The sequence below is a fragment of the Novosphingobium sp. genome (assembly GCF_031424035.1).
In the GTDB taxonomy this organism is placed as follows: Bacteria; Pseudomonadota; Alphaproteobacteria; order Sphingomonadales; family Sphingomonadaceae; genus Novosphingobium.
The window spans coordinates 32,671-55,159 of the sequence record NZ_JANPGP010000058.1; the positions used below are offsets into that span (position 1 = coordinate 32,671).

General features: G+C 63.0%; 18 protein-coding genes. 11 read left to right on the top strand and 7 right to left on the bottom strand.

Features of this window, described 5'->3' with window-relative positions; genetic code table 11:
- Nucleotides 1–33: 33 nt before the first annotated feature.
- Complete coding sequence (locus RMO89_RS09195; protein ID WP_310532661.1) at nt 34–1,455, top strand: porin; 1,422 nt, start codon at nt 34–36, stop codon at nt 1,453–1,455.
- Here the strand turns inward: RMO89_RS09195 and RMO89_RS09200 are convergent.
- A complete protein-coding gene (locus tag RMO89_RS09200) occupies nt 1,440–2,120 on the bottom strand; it encodes an HAD-IA family hydrolase (RefSeq protein ID WP_310532663.1) in 681 nt (226 codons plus the stop codon). The genes RMO89_RS09195 and RMO89_RS09200 overlap by 16 nt on opposite strands.
- 62 nt (nt 2,121–2,182) lie before the next feature.
- Here RMO89_RS09200 and glmU point away from each other — a divergent pair, with 62 nt between their 5' ends.
- The 6 genes from glmU (at nt 2,183) to RMO89_RS09230 (ending at nt 8,871) form a co-directional block, all read left to right on the top strand.
- On the top strand, nt 2,183–3,559 hold the full coding sequence (glmU, locus tag RMO89_RS09205) for a bifunctional UDP-N-acetylglucosamine diphosphorylase/glucosamine-1-phosphate N-acetyltransferase GlmU (protein WP_310532664.1): 1,377 nt from the start codon (nt 2,183–2,185) through the stop codon (nt 3,557–3,559).
- A 56-nt stretch (nt 3,560–3,615) separates the two neighbouring features.
- Nucleotides 3,616–3,852, top strand: a complete 237-nt coding sequence (locus tag RMO89_RS09210) for a ribbon-helix-helix domain-containing protein (RefSeq protein WP_310532666.1) — start codon at nt 3,616–3,618, stop codon at nt 3,850–3,852.
- Entirely contained in the window at nt 3,849–4,214 is a 366-nt protein-coding gene (locus RMO89_RS09215) for a PIN domain-containing protein (RefSeq protein WP_310532667.1), read from the top strand. Before RMO89_RS09210 ends, RMO89_RS09215 begins: the two co-directional genes overlap by 4 nt.
- Before the next feature lie 19 nt (nt 4,215–4,233).
- On the top strand, nt 4,234–6,057 hold the full coding sequence (gene glmS, locus RMO89_RS09220) for a glutamine--fructose-6-phosphate transaminase (isomerizing) (protein ID WP_310532669.1): 1,824 nt from the start codon (nt 4,234–4,236) through the stop codon (nt 6,055–6,057).
- A 29-nt stretch (nt 6,058–6,086) separates the two neighbouring features.
- Nucleotides 6,087–6,425, top strand: a complete 339-nt coding sequence (locus RMO89_RS09225; protein ID WP_310532671.1) for a GFA family protein — start codon at nt 6,087–6,089, stop codon at nt 6,423–6,425.
- 196 nt (nt 6,426–6,621) lie between these two features.
- Nucleotides 6,622–8,871 carry an EAL domain-containing protein gene (locus tag RMO89_RS09230; protein WP_310532672.1) on the top strand — a complete coding sequence of 750 codons (2,250 nt, stop codon included), beginning with the start codon at nt 6,622–6,624 and terminating at the stop codon, nt 8,869–8,871.
- A 21-nt stretch (nt 8,872–8,892) separates the two neighbouring features.
- On the opposite strand, the gene purQ is transcribed toward RMO89_RS09230, so the two are convergent.
- Both purQ and purS read right to left on the bottom strand, forming a co-directional pair.
- Nucleotides 8,893–9,573, bottom strand: coding sequence for a phosphoribosylformylglycinamidine synthase subunit PurQ (gene purQ / locus RMO89_RS09235; protein WP_310532674.1), 681 nt, complete (start codon nt 9,571–9,573; stop codon nt 8,893–8,895).
- A complete protein-coding gene (purS, locus tag RMO89_RS09240) occupies nt 9,570–9,806 on the bottom strand; it encodes a phosphoribosylformylglycinamidine synthase subunit PurS (RefSeq protein ID WP_310532676.1) in 237 nt (78 codons plus the stop codon). The genes purQ and purS overlap by 4 nt, the downstream gene beginning before the upstream one ends.
- A gap of 198 nt (nt 9,807–10,004) precedes the next feature.
- Here purS and RMO89_RS09245 point away from each other — a divergent pair, with 198 nt between their 5' ends.
- The 4 genes from RMO89_RS09245 to RMO89_RS09260 are packed head-to-tail and all read left to right on the top strand — an operon-like array spanning nt 10,005 to nt 13,965.
- Nucleotides 10,005–10,880, top strand: coding sequence for an isocitrate lyase/PEP mutase family protein (locus RMO89_RS09245; protein WP_310532677.1), 876 nt, complete (start codon nt 10,005–10,007; stop codon nt 10,878–10,880).
- Between the two features lie 42 nt (nt 10,881–10,922).
- On the top strand, nt 10,923–11,900 hold the full coding sequence (locus tag RMO89_RS09250; RefSeq protein ID WP_310532678.1) for an HlyD family efflux transporter periplasmic adaptor subunit: 978 nt from the start codon (nt 10,923–10,925) through the stop codon (nt 11,898–11,900).
- Entirely contained in the window at nt 11,897–12,829 is a 933-nt protein-coding gene (locus RMO89_RS09255; protein WP_310532679.1) for an ABC transporter ATP-binding protein, read from the top strand. Before RMO89_RS09250 ends, RMO89_RS09255 begins: the two co-directional genes overlap by 4 nt.
- Nucleotides 12,826–13,965: an ABC transporter permease gene (locus RMO89_RS09260; RefSeq protein ID WP_310532680.1), complete on the top strand. Its 1,140-nt coding sequence runs from the start codon at nt 12,826–12,828 to the stop codon at nt 13,963–13,965. The genes RMO89_RS09255 and RMO89_RS09260 overlap by 4 nt, the downstream gene beginning before the upstream one ends.
- Nucleotides 13,966–13,969: 4 nt before the next feature.
- Here the strand turns inward: RMO89_RS09260 and RMO89_RS09265 are convergent, their stop codons facing one another.
- The 4 genes from RMO89_RS09265 to RMO89_RS09280 all read right to left on the bottom strand — a co-directional run.
- Complete coding sequence (locus RMO89_RS09265) at nt 13,970–16,849, bottom strand: insulinase family protein (protein ID WP_310532681.1); 2,880 nt, start codon at nt 16,847–16,849, stop codon at nt 13,970–13,972.
- 51 nt (nt 16,850–16,900) lie between these two features.
- Nucleotides 16,901–17,683 (bottom strand): phosphoribosylaminoimidazolesuccinocarboxamide synthase, encoded by a 783-nt coding sequence (gene purC / locus RMO89_RS09270; protein WP_310532682.1) that lies wholly within the window; start codon nt 17,681–17,683, stop codon nt 16,901–16,903.
- A gap of 123 nt (nt 17,684–17,806) precedes the next feature.
- On the bottom strand, nt 17,807–19,741 hold the full coding sequence (locus tag RMO89_RS09275) for a prolyl oligopeptidase family serine peptidase (RefSeq protein WP_310532684.1): 1,935 nt from the start codon (nt 19,739–19,741) through the stop codon (nt 17,807–17,809).
- Between the two features lie 204 nt (nt 19,742–19,945).
- A partial coding sequence (locus RMO89_RS09280) for an autotransporter outer membrane beta-barrel domain-containing protein (RefSeq protein WP_310532686.1) occupies nt 19,946–22,489 on the bottom strand: 2,544 nt, incomplete at its 5' end.

The window sequence follows — 22,489 nt, forward strand, 5'->3', positions numbered from 1 at the left end:
GAATCGTCATAACGGCCAAGAGGGAGGCCCATCATGTCCATAAACTCACGCATTTCCGTCATCGCGCTGGCTTGTGCGTCAGGTTGGGCCATGCCTGCCCACGCGCAGGATGCCGATCTCAAGGCCATCCAGCAGCAGATCGCGGCTATGCAATCGCAGATGCAGGGCATGCAGCAGCAGATCAATTCGCTGCAGTTGCAGCTCGGCCAAGCCAATGCCCGCGTCGCCACCGCCGAAACGCGGGCGATTAGCGCGGAGACTCAGGCCAGCGCGGCGACGGCAGCACTTGCCAAGGCTCCCGCAGCGAGCGTCACGGCCAAGCCGGCGACCGACATCACCTGGGACGGCGCTCCGAAGCTTGCGACCAAAGATGGCTGGAGCTTCAAGCCGCGCGGCCGGCTGCAGCTGGATACGGGGGGCGTCAACGCGCCGGCGGGTATCGCTTCTGCACAGAGCCTCGGTTGGGCCACTGAATTCCGCCGCGCCTATATCGGCTTCGATGGCACGGTCCCCGGCGGTTTTGCCTATCGCATCGAGGCGGACCTTGCCGGCAATGCGGTTGACCTCACGGACGTATATCTGACCTACAAGGCCAATCCGCAGCTTTCGTTCACCATCGGACAGCAGAAGCCGTTCAATTCGATGGAGGACATGACCTCTGACCTGTTCACCAGCTTCATGGAGCGCGCAGCGTTCAACAGCGGCTTCGGCTTTGAGCGCCGGGTGGGGGTGAGTGCAACTTATCAAGGCAAAACGGTGCTGGTGCAGGCAGGTGCCTTCACAGACAATGCAGCCGATCTGAACAATGACCGCAACAACAGCTACAGCCTTGATGGCCGCGTGGTCTTCATGCCGAAGCTGGGCGACGCGCAACTGCACCTTGGCGGCTCATTCCACTACCGTGATTTCAACGATGCGCAGACCAGCACGCGATATCGCGCGCGTCCGTTCCTGCATACGACGGATGTCCGTTTGGTTGATACCGGAGCCATCGCTTCGACCGGAGAGCGTTCGTACGGTGCCGAATTCGCCTATATCAACGGCCGCTTTCACGCGACGGCGGAAGGGCAGTGGATGACTGCGCTGCGTCCCGGCCTGTCCGACCCCACTTTCAACGGCGGCTATGCCGAAGTCGGCTATCTGCTGACCGACGATACCACGGCCTACAAGGGCGGTGCCTATGACCGGATCAGGCCGAAGAGCCCGCTGAACAAGGGCGGCATCGGCGCGATTCAGATCAACACGCGCTATGAATGGCTGAACCTCAACAGCGGGGCGATTCTGGGCGGCAAGCAGGAAATCGCCGGTATCTCGGCGATCTGGATGCCGACGGATTACGTTCGCTTCATCGCCAATTATGGCCACATCTGGCTGAACAATGCTGCCGTTCCGGCAGGCGCGATCCGCAACTATTCCGCAGACTCAATCGGGATGCGGGCTCAGTTCGACTTCTGAAGCGCGATCAGCGCCGGCACCAGATCGTCAAAATGGTCGATCACGGTGTCGGCGCCGAGCTGGTCTGCCAGCAGATCGTTGAAGCCGAATCGCACGGCTACGCAGGGCAGTCCGGCCGCGCGGGCGGCTCCCGTGTCGAATGTCGTATCGCCGACATAGGCTGCCGGTCCGCCGCCGAGACGCTCGACCATCAGGTGCAGCAGGTCCGGTTCAGGCTTCTGCCGGCCGCGCCCGAGGGTGTCGCCGCCGATGATCGTCGCGAAGCGGTCTGTCAGGCCCAACTCATCCAGAAGTTTGCGGGCCAGCGATTCGAGCTTGTTGGTCACCAGGGCCACTTGCACGCCGTGCCCGGCGAGTGCCTCCAACATCGCTTCGCCGCCCGGGAACAGGCGCGTGTGGATAGCGATATTGTCGGTATAGAAGGCGATGAAGGCTGCGTGCAGTTCGGCCAAGTCAAGATCGCCGGGACCGCCGCTTTGCGCCAGCGCCCGGTCCAGCATCTGCCGCGCGCCGCCGCCGATGTAGGCGCGCGCCAGATCGAGCGGCACCGGATCACGCCCGGCTATCCCAAGCGCGTGGTTGAGCGCGTGGCCAAGATCGGCATGGGTATCGAGCAGCGTGCCGTCGAGGTCGAACCCGACGATGCGAAAGGGAAAATCGGTCATCGCCACGACCGATGGCGCGCCGTTGTGGAAACGGCAAGCATTTGGTGGCAAGTGCTTGGCGCATGAGCACCGTTAACCACGCCCGACCTCTTGCCGTCGTGATTCTCGCCGCCGGCAAGGGCACCCGTATGAAGAGCGACCTGCACAAGGTCCTCCATCCGATCGCCGGACGTCCGATGATCGAACACTTGATGGCCAGCGCGGCAGAGCTTGCGCCGCAGCGGCAGGTCGTGGTGGTCGGGTCAGGCCGCGATCAGCTTGAGGCGGCAATGGGAACGCGCGCGACGATCGCCGTGCAGGAGCCGCAGCACGGCACCGGCCATGCCGTGCAGCAGGCCGAGGCGGCGCTGGCGGACTTCGATGGCGACATGCTGATCCTCTATGGCGACGTGCCTTTCGTCAGCGCTGGCACGATGCAGGCGATGATCAATCGCCTGCACGGCGAGGACGCGCCCGCAGTCGTCGTGCTTGGCTTCGAACTTGAGCACACGTTGCAATATGGCCGCGTCATCGTCGAAGGCGACCGCGTGACCAAGATGGTAGAGCACAAGGACGCGAGCGACGCTGAACGCGCCTGCCGGCTGTGCAATTCCGGTCTGATGGCCGTGCGCGCGGCGGATCTGTTCGGGCTGCTGGCGCGGGTCGACAACGCGAATTCACAGGGCGAGTATTACCTCGTCGACATCGTCAACATCGCCAATGCCGACGGGCGCAGCTGTGCGGTGGTAATCACCGCCGATGCCGATGAAGTCGCTGGGATCAACAGCCGCGGTGAATTGGCCGAGGCGGAAGAGCGCTGGCAAAAGCGCCGCCGTGTGCAGGCCATGGCCGATGGCGTGAGCTTGCTTGCGCCTGACACCGTGTGGTTCTCATGGGACACCGCGCTTGGCCGCGACGTGCTGGTCGAGCAGAACGTCGTCTTCGGCCCCGGCGTCACCATCGCCGATAACGTTCGCGTCCGGGCGTTCAGTCACCTCGAGGGGGCAACGCTCGCCTCTGGTGTAGAGGTCGGCCCCTATGCACGCCTGCGCCCCGGCGCGGTGCTGGAGGAAAAGGCCAAGGTCGGCAATTTCGTTGAAGTAAAGAAGGCGACGCTCGGCAAGGGCGCGAAGGCCAACCACTTGTCTTACATCGGCGATGCGGAAGTCGGGGCAGGGGCCAATATCGGCGCTGGTACGATCACCTGTAATTATGACGGCTATTTCAAGCACAAAACCATCATCGGCGAGCGGGCTTTTATCGGTTCCAACTCAGCGCTGGTTGCCCCGGTAAAGATCGGCGCCGATGCCATAGTCGGTGCAGGCAGCACGGTTACGCGCGATGTGAGCGAGGGCGAACTGCGGATCGTGCGCGGCGAGCAGTTGGTAAAGCCGGGTTGGGCCGACCGCTTCCATGACGCGATGAAAAAGAAGAAGGCCGAGGCGAAGGCGAAGAAATGATCCGGTATGGTTGCAAGGCAGATTGACATGATATCGTGATATGATATCGAAACATCATGCGCATCCTCGCTGACCTTCCTGATGAAGATATCGCCTGGCTCGATGGCTACGCGGCCGAGCAGGGCAAGTCGCGCGCGGCGGTGATCCGCGATGCGGTGACTGCCTACCGCTCAAAGCACCGCGACTGGCTGGAGCAGGGCTTTGGCCTCTGGACCCGTTACGGTCAAGGTGCAGACGGCGCCGAGTATGAGGCCGAGATCCGCAAGGCGTGGGATACGGGCGACCTTTCGTGACCGAGACCTATTTCGACACATCCATCGTCATCGACATGCTGTCTGGCCATCACCTCGCCATGGCGGAACTGCGCCGTGTCGCTCGTCCGTGGATAAGCCGGATTACCTGGCTTGAAGTCATGGCAGCGGTTCCGGCACCGGCGCGCGACGAGACAGAGGCTTTCCTGGCGAATTTCTCAACTCGCGAAATCAGCCCGGAAATTGCCAAGCGCGCGGCGATGATGCGGGTGGATCGGCCGGCGCTCAGCCTGCCGGCGGCGCTTGTCTTTGCTGCGGCGCAGGACCATGGCGCCATTCTCGTTACCCGAAATATCAAGGATTTTCCGGCAAATATCCCGGGCATCCGCGTACCCTACACCTGATTTGAAAGGCTTCTGAAGCATGTGCGGCATCATCGGTATCGTCGGCAAGGAACAGGTCGCGGATCGGCTGGTCGATGGCCTGCGCCGCATGGAATATCGCGGCTATGACAGCGCCGGGGTCTGCACCGTCTCGGATGGACAGCTGATCCGCCGCCGCGCACCGGGCAAGCTGGCGAACCTTGTGGTCGAGCTGGAACACAGTCCCGCGCATGGCACCACCGGCATTGCCCACACCCGCTGGGCCACCCACGGCGCGCCGACCGCTGCCAACGCGCACCCGCATGCCACCGATCACCTCGCGCTGGTGCACAACGGCATCATCGAGAATTTCCGCTCGCTTCGCGAAGCCCTGACCGCGCGTGGCAGCAAGTTCGAAAGCGACACCGATACCGAAGTCGTCGCGCATCTGCTTTCCGAACAGGTCGCCAAGGGCCTATCTCCTGAGGAAGCCGTCAAGGCCGCGATCCCGCAACTGCGCGGCGCTTTCGCGCTGGCCATCGCCTTTCGCGAACATCCCGACATGCTGATCGGCGCACGTCTCGGCTCGCCGCTGGTCGTGGGGTACGGTGAAGGCGAAACCTACCTCGGCTCGGACGCGCTGGCACTCGCCCCCCTGACCCAGCGGATCACCTATCTCGATGAGGGCGACTGGGTCGTGATCACCCGCGACGGCGCGAAGATCTATGACAAGGACAACACCCCCGTAGAGCGCGAAATCGTCGCCTCGGGAGCCTCAGCCGCGGCGATCGAGAAGGGCAATTACCGCCACTTCATGCAGAAGGAAATCTTCGAGCAGCCAACCGTCGTGGCGCAGACCCTGCGCTCCTACGTTCGCCAGGTCGATCAGACCGTGGCCCTGCCGCAGTTCGATTTTGACCTTTCGACGATCAACCGTGTCACCATCGTCGCCTGCGGGACGAGTTTCTACGCCGGCATGGTCGCCAAATACTGGTTCGAACAGTTCGCCCGCCTGCCGGTCGACATCGATGTCGCGAGCGAGTTCCGTTACCGCGATCCCGTACTCGAACCCGGCGGCCTTGCGCTGTTCATCAGCCAGAGCGGTGAGACTGCCGATACCCTCGCAGCCCTGCGCCATTGCAAGGCGGCAGGCCAGACCATCGCCGTAGTCGTCAACGTGCCGACGAGCTCAATGGCGCGCGAGGCCGACTTGCTCTTGCCGACTCACGCCGGGCCCGAAATCGGCGTTGCCTCGACCAAGGCCTTCACGTGCCAGCTCGCCGTTCTTGCAGCGCTCGCCGCCCACCTCGCCGTCAAGCGTGGCCGCATGGACCGTGCCGAAGAGGCGGACATTGTCGAACAACTGCTCGAAGTCCCTGCCTGCCTAAACGCGGCGCTGGCGCACGACAGCGAGATTGCCGCTATGGCGCACCTGATCGCACCGGCGCGCGATGTGCTCTATCTCGGGCGCGGGCAGGACTATCCGCTGGCGCTCGAAGGGGCGCTGAAGCTCAAGGAAATCAGCTACATTCACGCCGAAGGCTATGCGGCAGGTGAAATGAAGCACGGCCCCATCGCGCTGATCGATGAAGCTGTTCCGGTGATCGTCCTCGCTCCTTCGGGTCCTTTGTTCGAAAAAACCGTGTCGAACATGCAGGAAGTTCGCGCGCGCGGCGGCAAGATCGTGCTCATTTCCGACCGCGAAGGTCTGGAAGAGGCTGGCGAAGGTTGCCTTGCAACAATCGAAATGCCCAAGGTCCATCCGCTGATTTCGCCGCTGGTCTATGCCGTGCCCGTGCAGCTTCTCGCTTACCACGTGGCCTGCGCCAAGGGCACGGACGTCGATCAGCCGCGCAACCTGGCCAAATCGGTGACGGTGGAGTGAAAGTCTGCGGCGGTTGCCATTGCGGCGCTGTGCGGTTTTCCTGCGAGGTTGAAGCCCAGCCGCAGGTGCTCGAATGCAATTGCTCGATCTGCAGTGCGACCGGGTTCCTTCACCTTATCGTGCCGCACGACCGGTTCAAGCTTGAGGCGGACGCAGACGCGCTGCAATCGTACCGTTTCGGCACCGGTGTGGCGAACCACCTGTTTTGCAAAACTTGCGGAATCAAGAGCTTCTACCAGCCGCGCTCGCATCCCGAGGCCTGGAGCGTCAACCTGCGCTGCCTTGACCCGGAACACGGCCTTGAAGCGCGTATTGAAACGTTTGATGGCCGAAACTGGGAAGCGGCGAGGGCTGGGCTCTCCGAATAGGGATGTCCACCTAAGCAAGTCTGCACTTAAGCCGCTGACTGCTGGACGATTTACGCCGCGCTAACATATTTGCGTTAGACCCGGGCTTGTGAAGTCTAACGCGCAAGAACCTGCGGCCCCGCCGCGCAGCCTGCCGGCCAGCCTGCTCCTCGGAATTTCCACTCCGCAGGAAGGGGACTGGGTACGCCTGCGCGGCATGCAATTTGCCAGCCTGGCACCGACCACGGTCCATCGGTTGATCGCGCACGGTATTGCCGCGCTGGGTGCTGCGCATATCCTGCTTGCCGAGTTCGGTCTGGTTACCATCGCCGGTTGGCTCACGGGCCTTGGCGGCGCGCTTGCCTATACCGCTAAGGTTGATCGCCTGCTGTCGGACGCCGATCGCCGGGTGCTAACGCGCGGTGAAATGTCCGGGCAGACCTTTGCCTATTTCCTGGTTTCGCTCGCCTGGTCTGTACCGATGCTGCTGCTGGCCATGGGCGGCACTCCGCTGATCAAGCTTGAGCTGTGGACGATCCTTGCCATGTTGCTGGCCGCGCAGGCGGTGATCTGTCCGGCAATTCCGATGGGGACGATCATTTTCGGGGCCTTGGCTGGAACCGTTTCAATCACGCAGTTCCTGCTTTCGGGCATGATCGATGCCGCCGCCGCCGCTGGCGCGCTGGTCGTTTTCGTTGTGCTTGGCGCAGTTGAGGGCGCGCGGAATTTCCTGACCTCGCGCATGGCCGAATCGGCGATGCTCGAAAAGAACGAGGTCGTTTCGCTGCTGCTGCGCGAATTCGAGGAAGGTGAGGCCGACTGGCTTTGGCAAATCGATCCCGCCCGACGCGTGCGTTCGATCAGCCCCCGCTTTGCCTTTGCGCTGGGCATGGACCCTGAAGAAATTGACGGAAAACCTTTCATCCAGCTTATCGCCGGCGATGCCTGGGATACCGGCCAGTTCCCGTCCAGCCTGCACGACCTTGCCGAGCGACTGAAGCAGCGCGACAGCTTTTCGAACCTGTTGGTGCGCGTCACCATTCGCGGCGAGGCCCGCTGGTGGGAGCTTTCAGGCACGCCAAAGCTCGATGAAAAGGGCAATTTCGATGGCTTCCGCGGCGTAGGCTCGGACGTTACCGAACAGCGCGAAAGCGCCGACAAGATCGCCCATCTGGCGCGGTATGACACGCTGACCGGCCTGCCGAACCGCCTCATGCTCACCGAATCGATGGGCGAGGCCATGCGGTTTGCCGAACAATGGCGCACCAAGTGCGCGTTCCTGATGATCGATCTCGATCGCTTCAAGGCGGTCAACGATACGCTCGGCCACGTTGTTGGCGACCAGCTCCTCGCGCGCGTTTCGGCGCGACTCAAGGAGATCATGACCGAGAACGAGCTTTGCGGACGGCTTGGCGGCGACGAATTCGCCATAGTCATCCGTGATGCCTCTGACCTTGGCCGGGTCGAGCACGTTGCCAAAGCCGTGATCGAGCGCCTGTCGCTGCCTTACGAAGTCGATCACCACACGCTTTATGTCGGCGCGTCGGTGGGATCAGCTGTTGGCCCGCGCGACGGGTCCACGGTGGAAACGCTGATGCGCAATGCTGACCTTGCGCTCTATCGTTCAAAAGACGCCGGCGGCGGCGTGCATTGCACTTACGAGCCGACGCTTCACGCTGACGCCGAAGAACGCCGCAAGCTCGAATTCTCGCTGCGCCGCGCGCTGGAACTGAACGAGATGTCGCTCAATTACCAGCCGGTGGTTGACGCCCAGACCGAACAGGTCGTCAGTTTCGAGGCCCTGTTGCGCTGGAACAGCCCGGAACATGGCTCGGTCAGCCCGGCGAAGTTCATCCCCATGGCTGAAGATACGCGCCTTATCGTGCCGATCGGCGAATGGGTGCTGCGCGAGGCCTGCCGCGAGGCGACGCGCTGGCCGGGACACGTCAAGGTGGCGGTCAACGTCTCGGGCGAGCAGCTGCTCGATCCGCACTTCTCCACCACTGTGGTTGCCGCTCTGGCCGCCTCGGGCCTGCCGCCCGCGCGGCTCGAGATCGAGGTTACCGAGAGCATCTTCGTCCGCGATGGCACCACCGCGCGCAACACGCTCGAGCAGATCATGGCGCTGGGTTGCTCGGTCGCGCTCGACGATTTCGGCACCGGCTATTCCTCGCTCGGTTACCTGCGCAAGTTGCGCTTCTCCACGATCAAGGTTGATCGCAGCTTCGTTCAGGGCGCGGCCACAGGCAATCCGGAAAGCCTCGCCATTATCCGCGCCGTTGTCGCCATGGCGCAGAGCCTTGAGATGACGACGACGGCTGAGGGCGTGGAAACCGAGGCGGAACTCAACATGGTTCGCAACCTCGGGGCCAACAAGGTCCAGGGCTATTACTTTGGCCGCCCGATGGTGGCGAGCGAAGCCAACCGGCTTTTCTACCAGCACAGCACCGCGCGCGGCGCGGCCTGAGCGGAAGTGATCAGGGCCTGATCAGGCCCCGACGAAGCCCTTCACTACCGATTCGAACAGTGCGCGGCCATCAGTGCCGCCCTGCGCATCCTCGATCATCCGTTCCGGGTGCGGCATCATGCCGAGCACGTTTCCGGCACCGTTGAGCACACCGGCAATGTCGCGGGCCGAGCCGTTGACCGGTTCGGCATAACGGAAAGCCACGCGGCCTTCGCCTTCCAGCCGGTCGAGCGTGACATCATCGGCAAAGTAGTTACCGTCATGGTGCGCGACCGGAATCGTGATCGTCTGGCCCTGCGAATAGCCAGCCGTGAACAGGGACTGGCTATTCTCCACGGTCAGCGCCACTTCGCGGCAGACGAAGCGAATGCCAGCGTTGCGCATCAACGCTCCGGGCAGGAGGCCGCTTTCGGTGAGGACCTGAAAGCCGTTGCAAACGCCGAGTACGGGAACGCCGCGGCCGGCTGCAGCGATAACCGCCTGCATTACCGGGCTGCGCGCGGCCATCGCGCCGCTGCGCAAGTAGTCGCCATAGGAAAAGCCGCCGGGCAGGGCGATGAAATCGAGCCGGTCGGGCAAGGCAGCATCGCCGTGCCACACGCGAAACACTTCGCCGCCGCAGACCTGCTCCAGCGCAACCGCCATGTCCCTGTCGCAATTCGATCCCGGGAAGGTGATGACGGCGGAGCGGAACGCGCTCATGCGGCAACTCGCTCAATGCAGTAGTTTTCGATCACCATGTTGGCGAGCAGCTTGCGGCACATCTCGTCGAGTGCCTCGTCGGTGACGCTGTCATCGACTTCGAGTTCGATCAAGCGGCCGGCGCGGACGTCCTTGACCCAGGCAAAGCCCAGGCCTTCGAGCGAATGGTGGATGGCTCGGCCCTGCGGATCGAGCACGCCGTTCTTGAGGCTGACGGAAACGCGGACCTTCATCGACTGGCCTTTCGCTATAGGCAGATTCTGGCGGGAAGCCTGGCCGCGCCTATGCCGCCAGACGCCGCGCGGGGCAAGCGCGGATCGCGGCTATTCCACACCGCTCGGGCGAAAGGCGCAGCCATTTGCTGGTCGGTGCCTTGCCGCTGACAAGGCACCGTGCAAGGGTCCCGGCAAAAGCGATTACAGGAGAGTGACATGACGGGATCCGGGGCAACATTGCGCGCGCTGATCGACAAGGGCGAGCATTTCATCGCAGGTGACTGCTTTTCGGCGCTGACCGGACGCATCGTCGAACACGTCGGCTTTCCCGCAGCCTATCTGGGCGGCCATGCCTGTTCGGCGTTCCACTATGCCGTGCCCGACAATGGCGTTTACAGCCAGGTTGAGCAGATCGAACAGGCTGCCCGCATCGCGCAAGCCATGTCGATCCCGCTGATCGCCGATGCCGATACGCTGGGCGAAACCGTGGCCGATGCCTATCACTTCACCCGCCGTTACATCCAGCAGGGCATCGCCGGAATCCATGTGGAGGACGAGGTGAATCCCAAGCATTCGCGCCACGTCAACGGGCTGTGCTCTATCGCTGACCAGCAGGCGCGGATCGATGCCGTGGTGCGGGCACGCACAGACATGGGACAGGACCTCGTCATCATCGCCCGCTGCGATGAACTTTACCCCAGCGAAGCCGGCGGCGGCGGCACGGGATCGATGGAAGAGGCGATCAAGCGCGGTTATGCCTATGTTGAGGCCGGTGCTGATGTCCTGTTCTACCCGCCGCGCCCCGATGCCGTGCCCGATCTGGTCAAGGAATTCGCCGGGAAGGTCCCGGTGGCGACCATGGGCTTCACCATTCCGGGCACAGGCTTCAACATGATGACCGGGGGCTGGGTCACCGCCGCCGCCAACCACCTGAAGATGGCGCGCGAAGTGATGGAAACCGGCACCGTGCAGAGCGCCAACTTCAACTTCCCAGAGAAGTACGAATTGATCGACCAGACGTTCTATGATGGCCTGATCGAGGAATGGGCGGTAAAGACGGGGCGACCAAGCCGTCCGAACAGCGCCCGCTGACCGGGCGAGCCGTCGGCCGGATATGAAGGGGGCAGGCTTCCGATGAAACAGGTTCCCAAGCCGCTTATTGCGTTGGGATTGCTGCTGCTGGCCCTCGCCGCATGGTGGTGGTTCTGGCGAGCACCGGCGGTCGAAGATCGCTGGCTTGGCTATGTCGAAGGCGAGACGCTCTATGTCGCCGCACCCGTTTCAGGCCGTCTGGCTGAACGCTCGGTAGATCGCGGTGCCAGCGTGGCTGCGGGAGCAGCGCTGTTCTCGCTCGATCCCGAGTCTGTCGATGCGGCGGTGAGCCAGGCGCAGGCGCAAGTCGCCGCCAATTCCGCGCAGGTCGAGGATCTTGGCGAGGCCAGCCGTCGCGAGGCCGAGATTGATGTGTTCCGCGCCAATGCCGCGCAAGCACAGGCGGCGCTGGTCAAGGCGACGAACGATTTCAACCGCATGGCCGCGTTGGCGGCGCGTGGGTTTGCCAGCAAGTCGCAGCTCGATACAGCCCGCGCCGCGCGTGATGGGGCAGCTGGCCAGTTGGCGGCGGCCCAAGCGCAGATTCGTTCTTCGCAGCTCACCGCCGGACGCGATGCGCAGATTCGGGCGGCGCAGGCCGGCGTGGCGGGCGCAGAAGCAGCCCTGCGCGGACAGCGAAAGCTGCGCTCCGAAATCGCGCCGGTCGCTCCCGCCAGGGGCGTAATCGAACAGACTTTCTACAATCCAGGCGAATGGGTGCCTGCCAATAGCCCGGTTGTATCGGTGCTACCCGATGACAAGCGCAAACTGCGTTTCTTCGTGCCTGAGGACCGCGTCGCATCGGTAAAAATGGGATCGGCGATCCGCTTTTCCTGCGATGGCTGTGGCGAATCCCGCATGGCAAAGATCAGCTTCATCGCGCCCCGCAGCGAATATACCCCGCCGGTAATCTACAGCGAGCGCGCCCGGGCGAAACTGGTGTTCATGGTCGAAGCGAAACTCGCCCCCTCGGACAAGCCGCTGCCGCTTGGCCTGCCGGTGGAGGTCGTTCCCCAGTGAATGACACTGCGCCCGCCATCGCGGTTCGGGGGCTGACCAAGCGCTTCTCGGGCCGCACCGTGGTGGATCATGTCGACCTGACGGTGGCGCCGGGGCGTATCTGCGGGTTCCTTGGCCCCAACGGCTCAGGCAAGACGACCACGCTGCGCATGATCTGCGGCCTGATCATTCCCGACGAAGGCGAGGGCGAAGTTCTCGGGCTCGATCTGCGCACCCGCCGCAGCGCGATCAAATCGCAGATCGGCTACATGACGCAGAAGTTCGGGTTGTTCGGCGACCTGACGATCCGCGAGAATCTTGAGTTCATCGCACGGGTCTATTGCCTCGAAAATCGTAAGCGGCGGGTAGATGAATCGCTGGAACGCCTCGGCCTTGCCAGCCGGGCAGACCAGTTGGCCGGCAAGCTCTCAGGCGGGTGGAAGCAGCGGCTTGCGCTGGCTGCCGCCGTACTGCACGAACCGCGCATCCTGTTGCTGGATGAGCCGACCGCAGGGGTCGATCCGCAGGCGCGGCGTGAGTTCTGGGACCAGATCCATGCGCTCGCCCGCGAGGGACTGACCGTCCTCGTCTCGACCCACTACATGGACGAGGCCGAGCGCTGTCACGAGATCGCCTATATCGCTTATGGTGTGATGCTGGCGCGCGGGACTTCGGCGGAGGTTATCAAGGCGTCCGGTCTGGTTGCGCTGCAAGGCAAAGGGCCGGGGGCAGACATGCTCGCCGCCGAGATCGAGCAGCGCCCCGGTGTTGCCATGGCCGCTGCGTTCGGCGCTTCGATCCACGTTTGCGGCACCGATATGGAGGAGCTGCGACAGGCCGTGTCGCCCTGGGCCGAGCAGGTCCGCTGGACTCCTGCCGAACCGACGCTGGAAGACGTGTTCATTCACCTCATGCGCCAGTCAGAAGACAATTCGGTGGTGTCGGCATGATGCAGGGTTACGTCCGCCACTGGCAGCGCATTCTGGCGATGATCTTCAAGGAAATGCGCCAGGCCGCGCGCGATCCCGGCACGGTGGCGATGATGTTCGCCATGCCGCTGATGCAATTGCTGATCTTCGGCTATGCGATCAACACCGATCCGCGCCACTTGCCGCTGGCCATCGAATCGAACGACAATTCGGTCTATTCCCGATCGATCACGGCAGCGCTGAGCAACACAACCTATTTCCAGATACGCCATGTGGTTGCCGGCAAAGGCGAAGGGGAACGGCTGATTGCCAATGGCGACGTCCAGTTCCTCGTCACGATACCGACTGACTTCAGCCGCGACCTCGCGCGGGGTCGCCGCCCGCAATTGCTGGTGAATGCTGACGCGACCGATCCATCTGCCACCGGCCCTGCCATCGCCGCGATTAACGAGGCGGTGCAAACCGCGCTGGCGCATGACCTGATCGGCGCCCGTGCGGCTCCCGCCAGCAAGCCGCCGGTCGAAGTCATCATCCACCGTAGTTACAACCCCGAGGGCATCACCAGCCACAACACGGTTCCGGGCCTGCTCGCCATCATCCTGACCATGACCATGGTGATGCAGACCGCGATGACGGTCACACGCGAAGTGGAGCAGGGGACCATGGAAAACCTGCTCGCCACGCCGCTGCGTCCGTTCGAGGTGATGATCGGCAAGATCGTGCCCAACCTGATCATCGGCACGGTGCAGATGATCATCGTGCTGATTTTTGCCGCGCTGATATTCCATGTGCCGTTCGCCGGATCGGTCAGCCTGATGATCGTGGTGACCGTGCTGTTCATGGCGGTAAACCTCGCCGTGGGCTTCACTTTCTCGACCATTTCGGGAAGCCAGGTTCAGGCGATGCAGCTCAGTTTCTTCTTCATGCTGCCCAGCATCCTGCTCTCTGGTTTCGCCTTCCCCTATCGCGGGATGCCGATGCCGGTGCAGATCGCGGCTGAGATCCTGCCGGCGACGCATTACCTGCGACTGGTGCGCGGGATCATGCTGAAGGGCTGGGACTGGACGCTGGCACTGCAACCTTCGGCGGTGCTGCTTGGCATGCTGTTCGTGCTCGGCTTCATCGCCATGCGCCGATATCAGGACACGATTGCCTGAAGGGTCAGCCGGCGGGAGGTTCGACGCCTTCGGGCAGAACGATCAGTTCAAGCCCGTCCTTTTCTCCAAGGTAGCGCTTCACCAGTGCCTGCAGGTCCGCAGCCGTAATCGCCGCCAACCGTTCGCGCGCCCTGGCGTGGCGCTCGATCCGGTCGGGCTCGGTCTGGGCGCGGTCAACCAGCGCGAGCCAGCCACCGTTGCGCTTGAGTGAATTCTCATAGGCTTCGAGCATCGGCGCGCGGGCGCGTTGCAGCTGGTCAGCACTGATCGACGCACCGCGCAGCTCCGCGACGGCCTGCTGGAGCGCACGTCGCACTGCCGGCACATCGGCGACATTGGCCGAAGCGGACAGCGAGAACGTCCCATATCCGCGCCACGCCCGCGACATGTCGCTTGAAACGCCGGGCGAGTATGCCTTGCCGAGCGCTTCGCGCAGGGTCTCGGTCACGACATTCTGCAGCACCTGCTCTAGCAGGGCGAACTTCAGCGTTTCCGCCGCATCCTCGCCGTCGCGGGTGGGCCATGTCAGGCGAATCACGGCCTGATCCTCCGGCCCATCATGGCGGATAAACCGCGTTGAGCGATCCGCCGTGAAGGGACGTTCGCGCTGCTCTGGGTAGGGACGGAATTCAGGTTCGCGCGCGGGCAGGGCGCCCAGCGTCTTCGCCACCGCGTCGATGGCGGCATTGGCCTCGAAATCGCCGACGATACCCACTTCGATGGCACCGCGTGCGAGCCGATCGCTCAGGTCGGCCTTGAGTTTCTTGAACGTCAACGCCCGGTAAGCCTCGATAGGCTGGAGCGTAAAACGCGGGTCCTTGTCTGACAGGATACCGCCCGCCGTATTGCGCAGGGCATCACCGGGCGTCGACTTCAACCGAGCGAAAAACGTGTTCATCGTGTTGTAGTAGAGCGTCTGCGCTTCGGGCCGGTAGCCCGGGTCAGTCAGGTATGCGGTAAACATCTGCAACTGGAGAGGCAGATCTGCGCGGTTGGTGGAGCCGGCCATGACGAAAGTTGCCGGTGTGCTGGAAAAGCCGCCCGATACCGACTTTCCGGCAAGGATAGTCTGCAGATCATCACGCGAATGCTTGCCGAGACCGCCATCAGTGAACCGCACCGACATCTCTGTCGCCAGCGGATTGTCCTTCGTGTTCAGCATGTCGCCGCCATCAACGCTGACCTGCAGCAGGATGCGGTCCTTTTCCAGATCGGTCGGCTTGAGGTTCAGCCGCACACCGTTGGCAAAGCGCAATGTGCGGATGCCGAACAGGGGTTCAGCTGCATCGGTTGCTAAGCTGCCGGGCGCGCCGAAGTCAGTATAGGCCCAAGCAAGGTCCTGTGCAGCCCCGCTTGCCGCGATGGGGGCGCGCATTGCCTCGTTCCATGCGGCGCGGATAGCCTTTTCGCCGCCGTCCGGGTTCTTGCGGCCGGCAAAGCGCAACAGCGGATCCTTGAGCGCCACTGCATCGTCGCGAAGGGCAGCCAGCACACGCTCGGGCGTGACTTCGGGCACGAATTGTTCGACCCGTTCGAGCGCATTCTGCGGGGTGGCGGGCACGCGCTCGTCGCGTACCAGACTGAGGATCGCATCGATGAACGTGCGATTATGGCGCGTATTGGCCGAAGCGACGGCATTGCGGTTGTCATTCAGCACGTTGGCGACCTGCTCGGCCACCTCCTGCGCGGTGAAGCCGTGGGTCAGCGCGCGCCGATACTCGGCCACTGCGGCCATCATCCCGGCCCGCCACTTGCCGTCCACTGTGTCGATCGCGAGGTTGGTCGTCCGCGCATTGCGGAACACGGCGCCGGTGCCGAATGAAGCACCACGGTACGGCGGAGTCGCCTGCCGGGAAATGCGCAGCAGCCGGCGGTTGACGATGCCATAAGCTACAGATCGCAAGAGACGGGCGCGGCGTTCAGTGACCGAATCTGCTTCGTTGCGCCACTTGCCCGAACGCGAAGCGACAACGCGTTCGCTCAGGGCCTGGTCGATGTAGATCGTCGTGCGGCCCTTGTCCCTGATGTCGATAGGGCCGGCGTTTGGCTGCCATGCGATCGGGGCTGGGGCGGGGTGCCAATCGTCGAATCGCTTGCGAATCTCGGCTTCGACCAGCGCTGGATCGAAATCGCCGACGACGATAATCGTGGTCTGCTGGGGCACATATTCTCGCGCCCAGAACGCCCGGACCGCCGATGCCGTGGCATTGGTCAGCGATTCGCCGGTCCCGATCGGCAACCGATTGACGTAGTGCGCCTTAGGGTAAGTGAATGCCGCCTGCGCGTTGTAATTGCGCAGCTGCCACGAGTTGCGATCGCGCATTTCAGAGAGGACAACCCCGCGTTCGCGGTCAACGGCAGAAGGTTCGAATTTCAGCTCGCTCGCCGTTTCGCGCATCAGCATCAGCGCTGTGCCGAGCAACTTGGGATCGTTGCGCGGCAGGTCCAGCATGTAGTTGGTTTCGGTGTAATTGGTCGACGCGTTGCTGTCCGCGCCAAAGGCCAGCCCTTCGCGTTCGAGCAGCTTGATCATTTCGCCTTCGGGGACATTGGTCGATCCGTTGAACGACATATGTTCGACGAAGTGAGCGAAACCGCGCTCGCTATCGAGTTCATCGAGCGAACCGGCGTTCACCTCCATCCGCACGGCGGCAGTGCCCTTTGGCGTCGCATTCTGGCGGATTGCAAAGCGCATGCCGTTGGCCAAACGGCCAAAGCGGTAGGCCGGATCGACCGGAACGTCGCTCCAGTTCATGGCCCATTCGGAGCGCGGGCGATGTTCCGGCGGCGGTGCTGAGGACAGGCCTACGCCCACTTGCTGCGGTGCGCAGGCGGAAAGCATCAACGAGGAGAGGACGGCAATAGGCAGCAGGATTCGGCGCATCGGCAAAGAGTTGGCCGAGCGCCGCCCTGCTTGCAAGCGACTTCCTATGAATTACTTGCCGCGCAGTTTCCGGTGCTTGGAAAGGTCGAAGACCTCGCTGGTCACGCCTTCATCCTGCAGCAGGCCGAGCCGGCGAGCGACTTCCTGATAGGCCTCCTCTTCACCGCCGAGATCGCGGCGGAAACGGTCCTTGTCGAGCTTTTCACCGGTCAGGATGTCCCACAGGCGGCAGCCATCGGGGCTGATTTCGTCGGCAAGAATGACGCGGCTGTAATCGCCGTCCCACATGCGGCCGAATTCGAGCTTGAAGTCGACCAGGCGGATGCCGATCGCCGCGAACATGCCGCAGAGGAAATCGTTCACGCGGATCGCCATCGATGAGATGTCCTGCATCTCCTCGTTGGTCGCCCAGCCGAAGCAGGCGATGTGCTCTTCGGCGATCAGCGGATCGCCAAGCGCATCGTCCTTGTAATAATATTCGATCAACGTGTGCGGCAGCGGTTCCCCTTCGGGGATGCCAAGACGCGTGCTGATCGAACCGGCGGCGACATTGCGCACGACGACTTCAATCGGAATAATCTCAACCTGCCGAACGAGTTGTTCGCGCATATTAAGGCGACGGATGAAGTGCGTGGGAATGCCGATGTGCGACAGCCGGGTGAAGACGTATTCGCTGATCCGGTTGTTGATCACGCCCTTGCCCTGAATCGTCCCGCGCTTCTGCGCGTTGAACGCGGTGGCGTCATCCTTGAAATACTGGATGATCGTGCCCGGTTCGGGGCCCTCGTATAGGATCTTGGCCTTGCCTTCGTAGATCTGGCGGCGACGTGACATTCGCGCTTCCTTGCAAAAAAATCGAGCCCCAGCGGCGGAGCGCAGGGGCAGACCTGATCGCCATAGGCCAATCGCGCCGGTTCCGCAATCGCCAGGGAGGCTGCGGAACCGGCAGGATTTCTACTACTTGAGCAGGTTCTGCTTCCAGAACTGAACCTCGGTCCAGAACTGGTAATCGATGTTTTCCTTTTTGGCGAAACCGTGGCCTTCGTTCTTGCCGACGAGATGCCAGGCCGTGCGGCCCTTGGCGCGGACGGCGGCGACAATCTGGTCCGCCTCGCTTTGCGGCACGCGCGGATCGTTCGCGCCGGTGACAACGAGCAGCGGGATGCGCAGCTTGTCGACCGAAGTCAGCGGCGAGATTTCCTGCAATTTCGCGCGCTGCGCCGGATCGCGCTCGTCACCGTACTCCACGCGGCGCAGATCGCGGCGGTAGGACTGGGTGTTTTCAAGGAAGGTCGTGAAGTTGCTGATCGCCACGATGCAATCGGCCGCCTTGAAGCGGTCGCCATAACGGATTGCCGTGGCGTAGCACATGTAGCCGCCATAGGAGCCGCCGGTCACCGCCATCTTGCTTGCATCGATGGTGGGATCGGATTGCAGGCGATCGAGGAAGGCGCCGATGTCCTTGACCGAATCCTCGCGCTTGAACGGTCCGTTGTCGAGGCTGACGAAGCGCTTGCCGAACCCGGTCGATCCGCGGACGTTGGGATAGAAGATCGCTACGCCGAGTTCGTTAAGCAGATAGTTGGCGCGGCCACGGAACGACGGGGTGGATTGGCCTTCCGGGCCGCCGTGGATATTGACGATCACCGGTCGCTTGCCGGGGAACTTCGCGGGATCGGGACGATAGAGGAAGCCGGACACCGGCTCGCCGTCGAAGCTCTTCACTTCGACGAATTCGGATTCGACATTGCGGGCAGGATCGAGGCCGCCGGTTTCGCTCATCGTCCAGCGGGTGACTTTCAGGGTCTTGGGATCGACCGAAAATGCGTCGGTCGGCACTCGCGCGGATGAGACGGTCAGGCCAATGGTTCCCCACGGCGCGATCCGGAAGCCGCCAATCGTGCCCTTGGGAAGGCCTTCGACCACCCGCACCTTGCCGGTCTTCGGATTAAGCAGCTTCAGCCGCGACATGCCGGCTTCATTGATGACATAGGCGATGAACGATCCGTCAGGCGCAATGTCAAAACCTTCGACATCCCAGCGCGCCTCGGGGCTGCGCGGGGTGAACTTGCCGGTGCGGGTATCGATCGTACCGAGGCGCTGGAAATCGGAATTCTCGTCGCTGGTCGCCCAAAGTGCGCCGTTCGGAGCAAATTGGGCGCCACCATAGGCGATTTTCTTGGAGTGATCGCCGATTGGCGTCATGACGCCGCTGGCGAGATCGAGCGTGAACATGTTGGTCTTTTCGATAGACTGGTAATTGCCGACCACGGCCATGGTATTGCCGGGGGCGAAATCGATGATTCCCCAGCCGCCGCCCTTGACCTGCGCTACCATGCGCGATGTGGACGGGTTCATCGGGTCCATCACGTAGAGATCGGAATCGGCGCCATTGCGGCGGGTTGAGCTGAAGCCAACCAGCTTGCCATCGTTGCTGATTGCGCCGAGTTCGTTGCGGCTCTTGCCATCGGTCAGCAGGGTCAGGCGGCCGTCTTTCAGCGTGTAGAGCTGGAAGAATTCGTCGCCGCCGCGGTCCTTGCGGACGAGAACGGTGTCAGTTCCAGGGATGTAGCGGCCACCGACGGGTTCGGCCTCGAACGAAATCTGCCGGCGATCCATGCCCGGGGCGGCCACGGTGTGCAGCTGCGCGACATTGCCGAAGCGTGTTGAAATGAGCATCGAACGCGACTTTGGATCCCAATCGGAGAATGAAGCCGTGCGGAATTCCATATAGGGCCGGGTGAGGTCGACGAGCTCTTGCGGGACCGCCGGAATGCCATCGGCAATCAGCGCAGCGGGCTTTGCGGCAACGGCGGCGGCGTTGTTTTCCTGTGCAGCCACGGCAGTGGAGCAGAGCAGGGCGGGGACGATCGCCAGTGTGCGGAATTTCATCGGGGATTCTCCAGATTCGAAGCTGCCGTATGGTGGCCTCCGTCCGTTTCACTTGCAACCAACAAAGGTGCAAAACTTGGCTCGTTTTGGCGATTTTCGATCAGTGCCAGGTGAGGGCATGAGCCTCTCGCAGACAACGAAAAAGGCGCGGACCGAAGTCCGCGCCTTTGTTCGTTCTCAGCGTTCGGCAGGTGCCGGGTGGCCTCAGAAGTTGATCCTGATGCCGCCCGTGACCGAGCCGCCGCCAAGACCACCACCGCGGAACAGGTTGCCCTGAACGTAGACGTTGATCTTGCCGCTGGCATCGCGGCCGCTGATGCCTGCCGTGTACTGCACCCCGTTGTCGAAGCCCGAAGTGACCGAGCTGAGAGTGGAGATGCCGTAAGTGGCGCTGCCGGCTTCGGTCCGCGAGAAGCTGTTGATCGAGTAGGCACCAACATAAGGCTCGACCATGAACTTGCCGTTGTTCGGCATGGCATAGGCGAGCTTGGCACCGAAGCGACCAACGCTCTGCTTGTCATCAGCAAGAGTGACCGTGCTGAGGGCATCGACCACGAAGGGATCGACGCTTGACGAACCCCAGGTGAGCGAGGCGCTCGGCGTGAGCGACAGGCCGCCCTGGCCCAGTGCGATCTTGTACGAACCGCTGACCGAACCGGCCGTGGCATCGCCCTTGGTCGTGGCAGAACCTGCGCTGAAGATGACCGGGTTGACCATCTTGTAATCGCGCCATTCCTTGCGGATCGTCGCGTCGAAGGTGAGACCGCCGCCGGTGAGGGCCACATAGCCGCCGAGGAAGTCGCCATCGATCTCGGTCTGGCCGTTAACGCCCTTGGCAGTGCCGCCGAAGGTGCCGCCGGTGATCCCGAAGTGCAGGTTGAAGTTGCCCGTGCCGAGGCCGAGGATGCCGTAGTCGAGACCACCCTGAACAGTGTGGAAGCTCGTCGAGACACGCTCGTTCGCCGTTCCGGAGAAACCGGTCGCCGTGAAGGTTGTCGACAGGTTCTGATCAAAGTTACCGGCACCGCCGCGGATCCACAGGCCGACCTGATGGTCACCCTCTGCACGCTCGGTGATGTAGGCGCTCAGCGGCTCGTCCAGCATGCCCGAAACCGTGCCGGCAAGGGTCTGGAGACCCGTAACCTGCGTGGCGCCCGGATCGAACGTCTGCAGGATGCCGAACTGCTTCGAGTTCGCCGGGTTCTGCGTGAACTTCTCCAGAACCAGCCCGGTCGTGGGCAGCGAGGTCGAGGTGAAGGTACCCGCAGGGGCGCCGCCGTTGACCGTGACAACCGTCAGGAAGCCGCCGGGCAGGATTGCCTGGGGTCCGATCAGGTTGAGCTGGACATTGGTGACAGCTGAGCCGGTGCCGCTGATCGTCAGCGTGTCGGTGAGGGCGCTCGAGATCTTGGTATCGACCCCGAGGCGTCCGCCGCCGACATAGTTGCCGGTGACTGTGATGGCATTGTTGCCGGCCGTACCGTTGCGCGCTTCCATCAGGCCAAGGTTGGTGAGGTTGGTCACCAGCGTGGCGTTACCGGCGAAGTTCATCACCCCGGCTGCCGTGTTGGTGGAACCGTTGGTCACCGTGATCGACGATCCGTTGGCGATGTTGGAGACGCCCGAGTTCGACCACGAACCGCTGTAGGTGTTCGTGCCGAAGGCGTTCCAGGTGCCAGCGTTGGTGAAGACCGACGTTGCGCCTGCCGATCCGGTGACGTTGACCGCACCGTTCAGCGTTGCGCCTGCATTGTTGTTCAGGGTGAACGAACCGCCGTTCATTGCCGCCAGCACCGCATTGGTGCCACCGGTGATCGTGGCAGTGTTCGTTACCATGCCCGTGCCGGTGCCCGATGCGGCCATCTTCACGGCGGTGACATCACCCTGGATCAGGCCAGAGTTGTTCACCGTCATCGCGCCGGTTGCAGTGTTCAGGTCAGCACCGATGATCGGATCGATCTTGCCAGTTGAAGAGACGTTGAGCGTGATCGCGCCGGCCGCCGAAGTGGCCTTTACGCCGGTTCCCGAAGCCGCAGTAACCTCACCATTGACGTTGATCACGGTTGCGCCCGTGCCGCCGGTGATGGTGCGAATGCCGATGCCGCTGGGCGCAGTGATCAGCGTGCCGGCTTTCTGCGTGACCGTAACAGTGCCGGCTCCCGTGCCCTGCGAAGCCGCGAAGACACCCGTGCCGCCGCTGCCCGCGGTAACATTGGCATTGGTGGTGATCGACGTGCTGCCGTTACCGGTGGCGTTGCCGACGATGCCGGCCGCCACACCCGTGACCGTGGCATTGTTCACGATCGTGATGTTGCCGTTGGCCGACTGGGCGTTGATGCCGGTGCCGACGCTCGGCGCCGAGACCGCGAAGTTCGTCGTTACCGAAACCGTGCCCGACCCTGCGGTGATGGCGGCGATGCCGTCACCCGAGGTGCCGCCGGTAACCGACGAACCCGGGGTGATCACGATGTTGCCGCCGCTGGACTGGGCAAGGATGCCCGTTCCTGCGGTGGTGGTCACCGTGCCCGAATTCAGCACGTTGATGTTGCCGGTGGTGCTGACGGCCTGGATGCCGCCGGTTGCACCCTTGACCACGCCGGTGCCCAGCAGGTCGATCGTGCCGCCGGTCGACTGGGCGCGAATGCCCAGAGCGCCGGTGCCGGTGACATTGCTGGCACCCGTCAGCTTGATCGCGCCGTTGGTCGAGGTCATGTCGATCCCGTCCTGGCTGCCGATGACTTCGGCGCC

Bases quoted from the DNA above. Each gene is read 5' to 3' on its own strand.
- glmS (WP_310532669.1), top strand. From the start codon at position 4,234: ATGTGCGGCATCATCGGTATCGTCGGCAAGGAACAGGTCGCGGATCGG.
- purC (WP_310532682.1), bottom strand. From the start codon at position 17,683: ATGTCACGTCGCCGCCAGATCTACGAAGGCAAGGCCAAGATCCTATAC.
- purS (WP_310532676.1), bottom strand. From the start codon at position 9,806: ATGAAGGTCCGCGTTTCCGTCAGCCTCAAGAACGGCGTGCTCGATCCG.
- RMO89_RS09275 (WP_310532684.1), bottom strand. From the start codon at position 19,741: ATGAAATTCCGCACACTGGCGATCGTCCCCGCCCTGCTCTGCTCCACT.
- RMO89_RS09260 (WP_310532680.1), top strand. From the start codon at position 12,826: ATGATGCAGGGTTACGTCCGCCACTGGCAGCGCATTCTGGCGATGATC.
- purQ (WP_310532674.1), bottom strand. From the start codon at position 9,573: ATGAGCGCGTTCCGCTCCGCCGTCATCACCTTCCCGGGATCGAATTGC.
- glmU (WP_310532664.1), top strand. From the start codon at position 2,183: ATGAGCACCGTTAACCACGCCCGACCTCTTGCCGTCGTGATTCTCGCC.
- RMO89_RS09250 (WP_310532678.1), top strand. From the start codon at position 10,923: ATGAAACAGGTTCCCAAGCCGCTTATTGCGTTGGGATTGCTGCTGCTG.
- RMO89_RS09210 (WP_310532666.1), top strand. From the start codon at position 3,616: ATGCGCATCCTCGCTGACCTTCCTGATGAAGATATCGCCTGGCTCGAT.
- RMO89_RS09230 (WP_310532672.1), top strand. From the start codon at position 6,622: ATGCAATTTGCCAGCCTGGCACCGACCACGGTCCATCGGTTGATCGCG.
- RMO89_RS09265 (WP_310532681.1), bottom strand. From the start codon at position 16,849: ATGCGCCGAATCCTGCTGCCTATTGCCGTCCTCTCCTCGTTGATGCTT.
- RMO89_RS09200 (WP_310532663.1), bottom strand. From the start codon at position 2,120: ATGACCGATTTTCCCTTTCGCATCGTCGGGTTCGACCTCGACGGCACG.
- RMO89_RS09245 (WP_310532677.1), top strand. From the start codon at position 10,005: ATGACGGGATCCGGGGCAACATTGCGCGCGCTGATCGACAAGGGCGAG.
- RMO89_RS09195 (WP_310532661.1), top strand. From the start codon at position 34: ATGTCCATAAACTCACGCATTTCCGTCATCGCGCTGGCTTGTGCGTCA.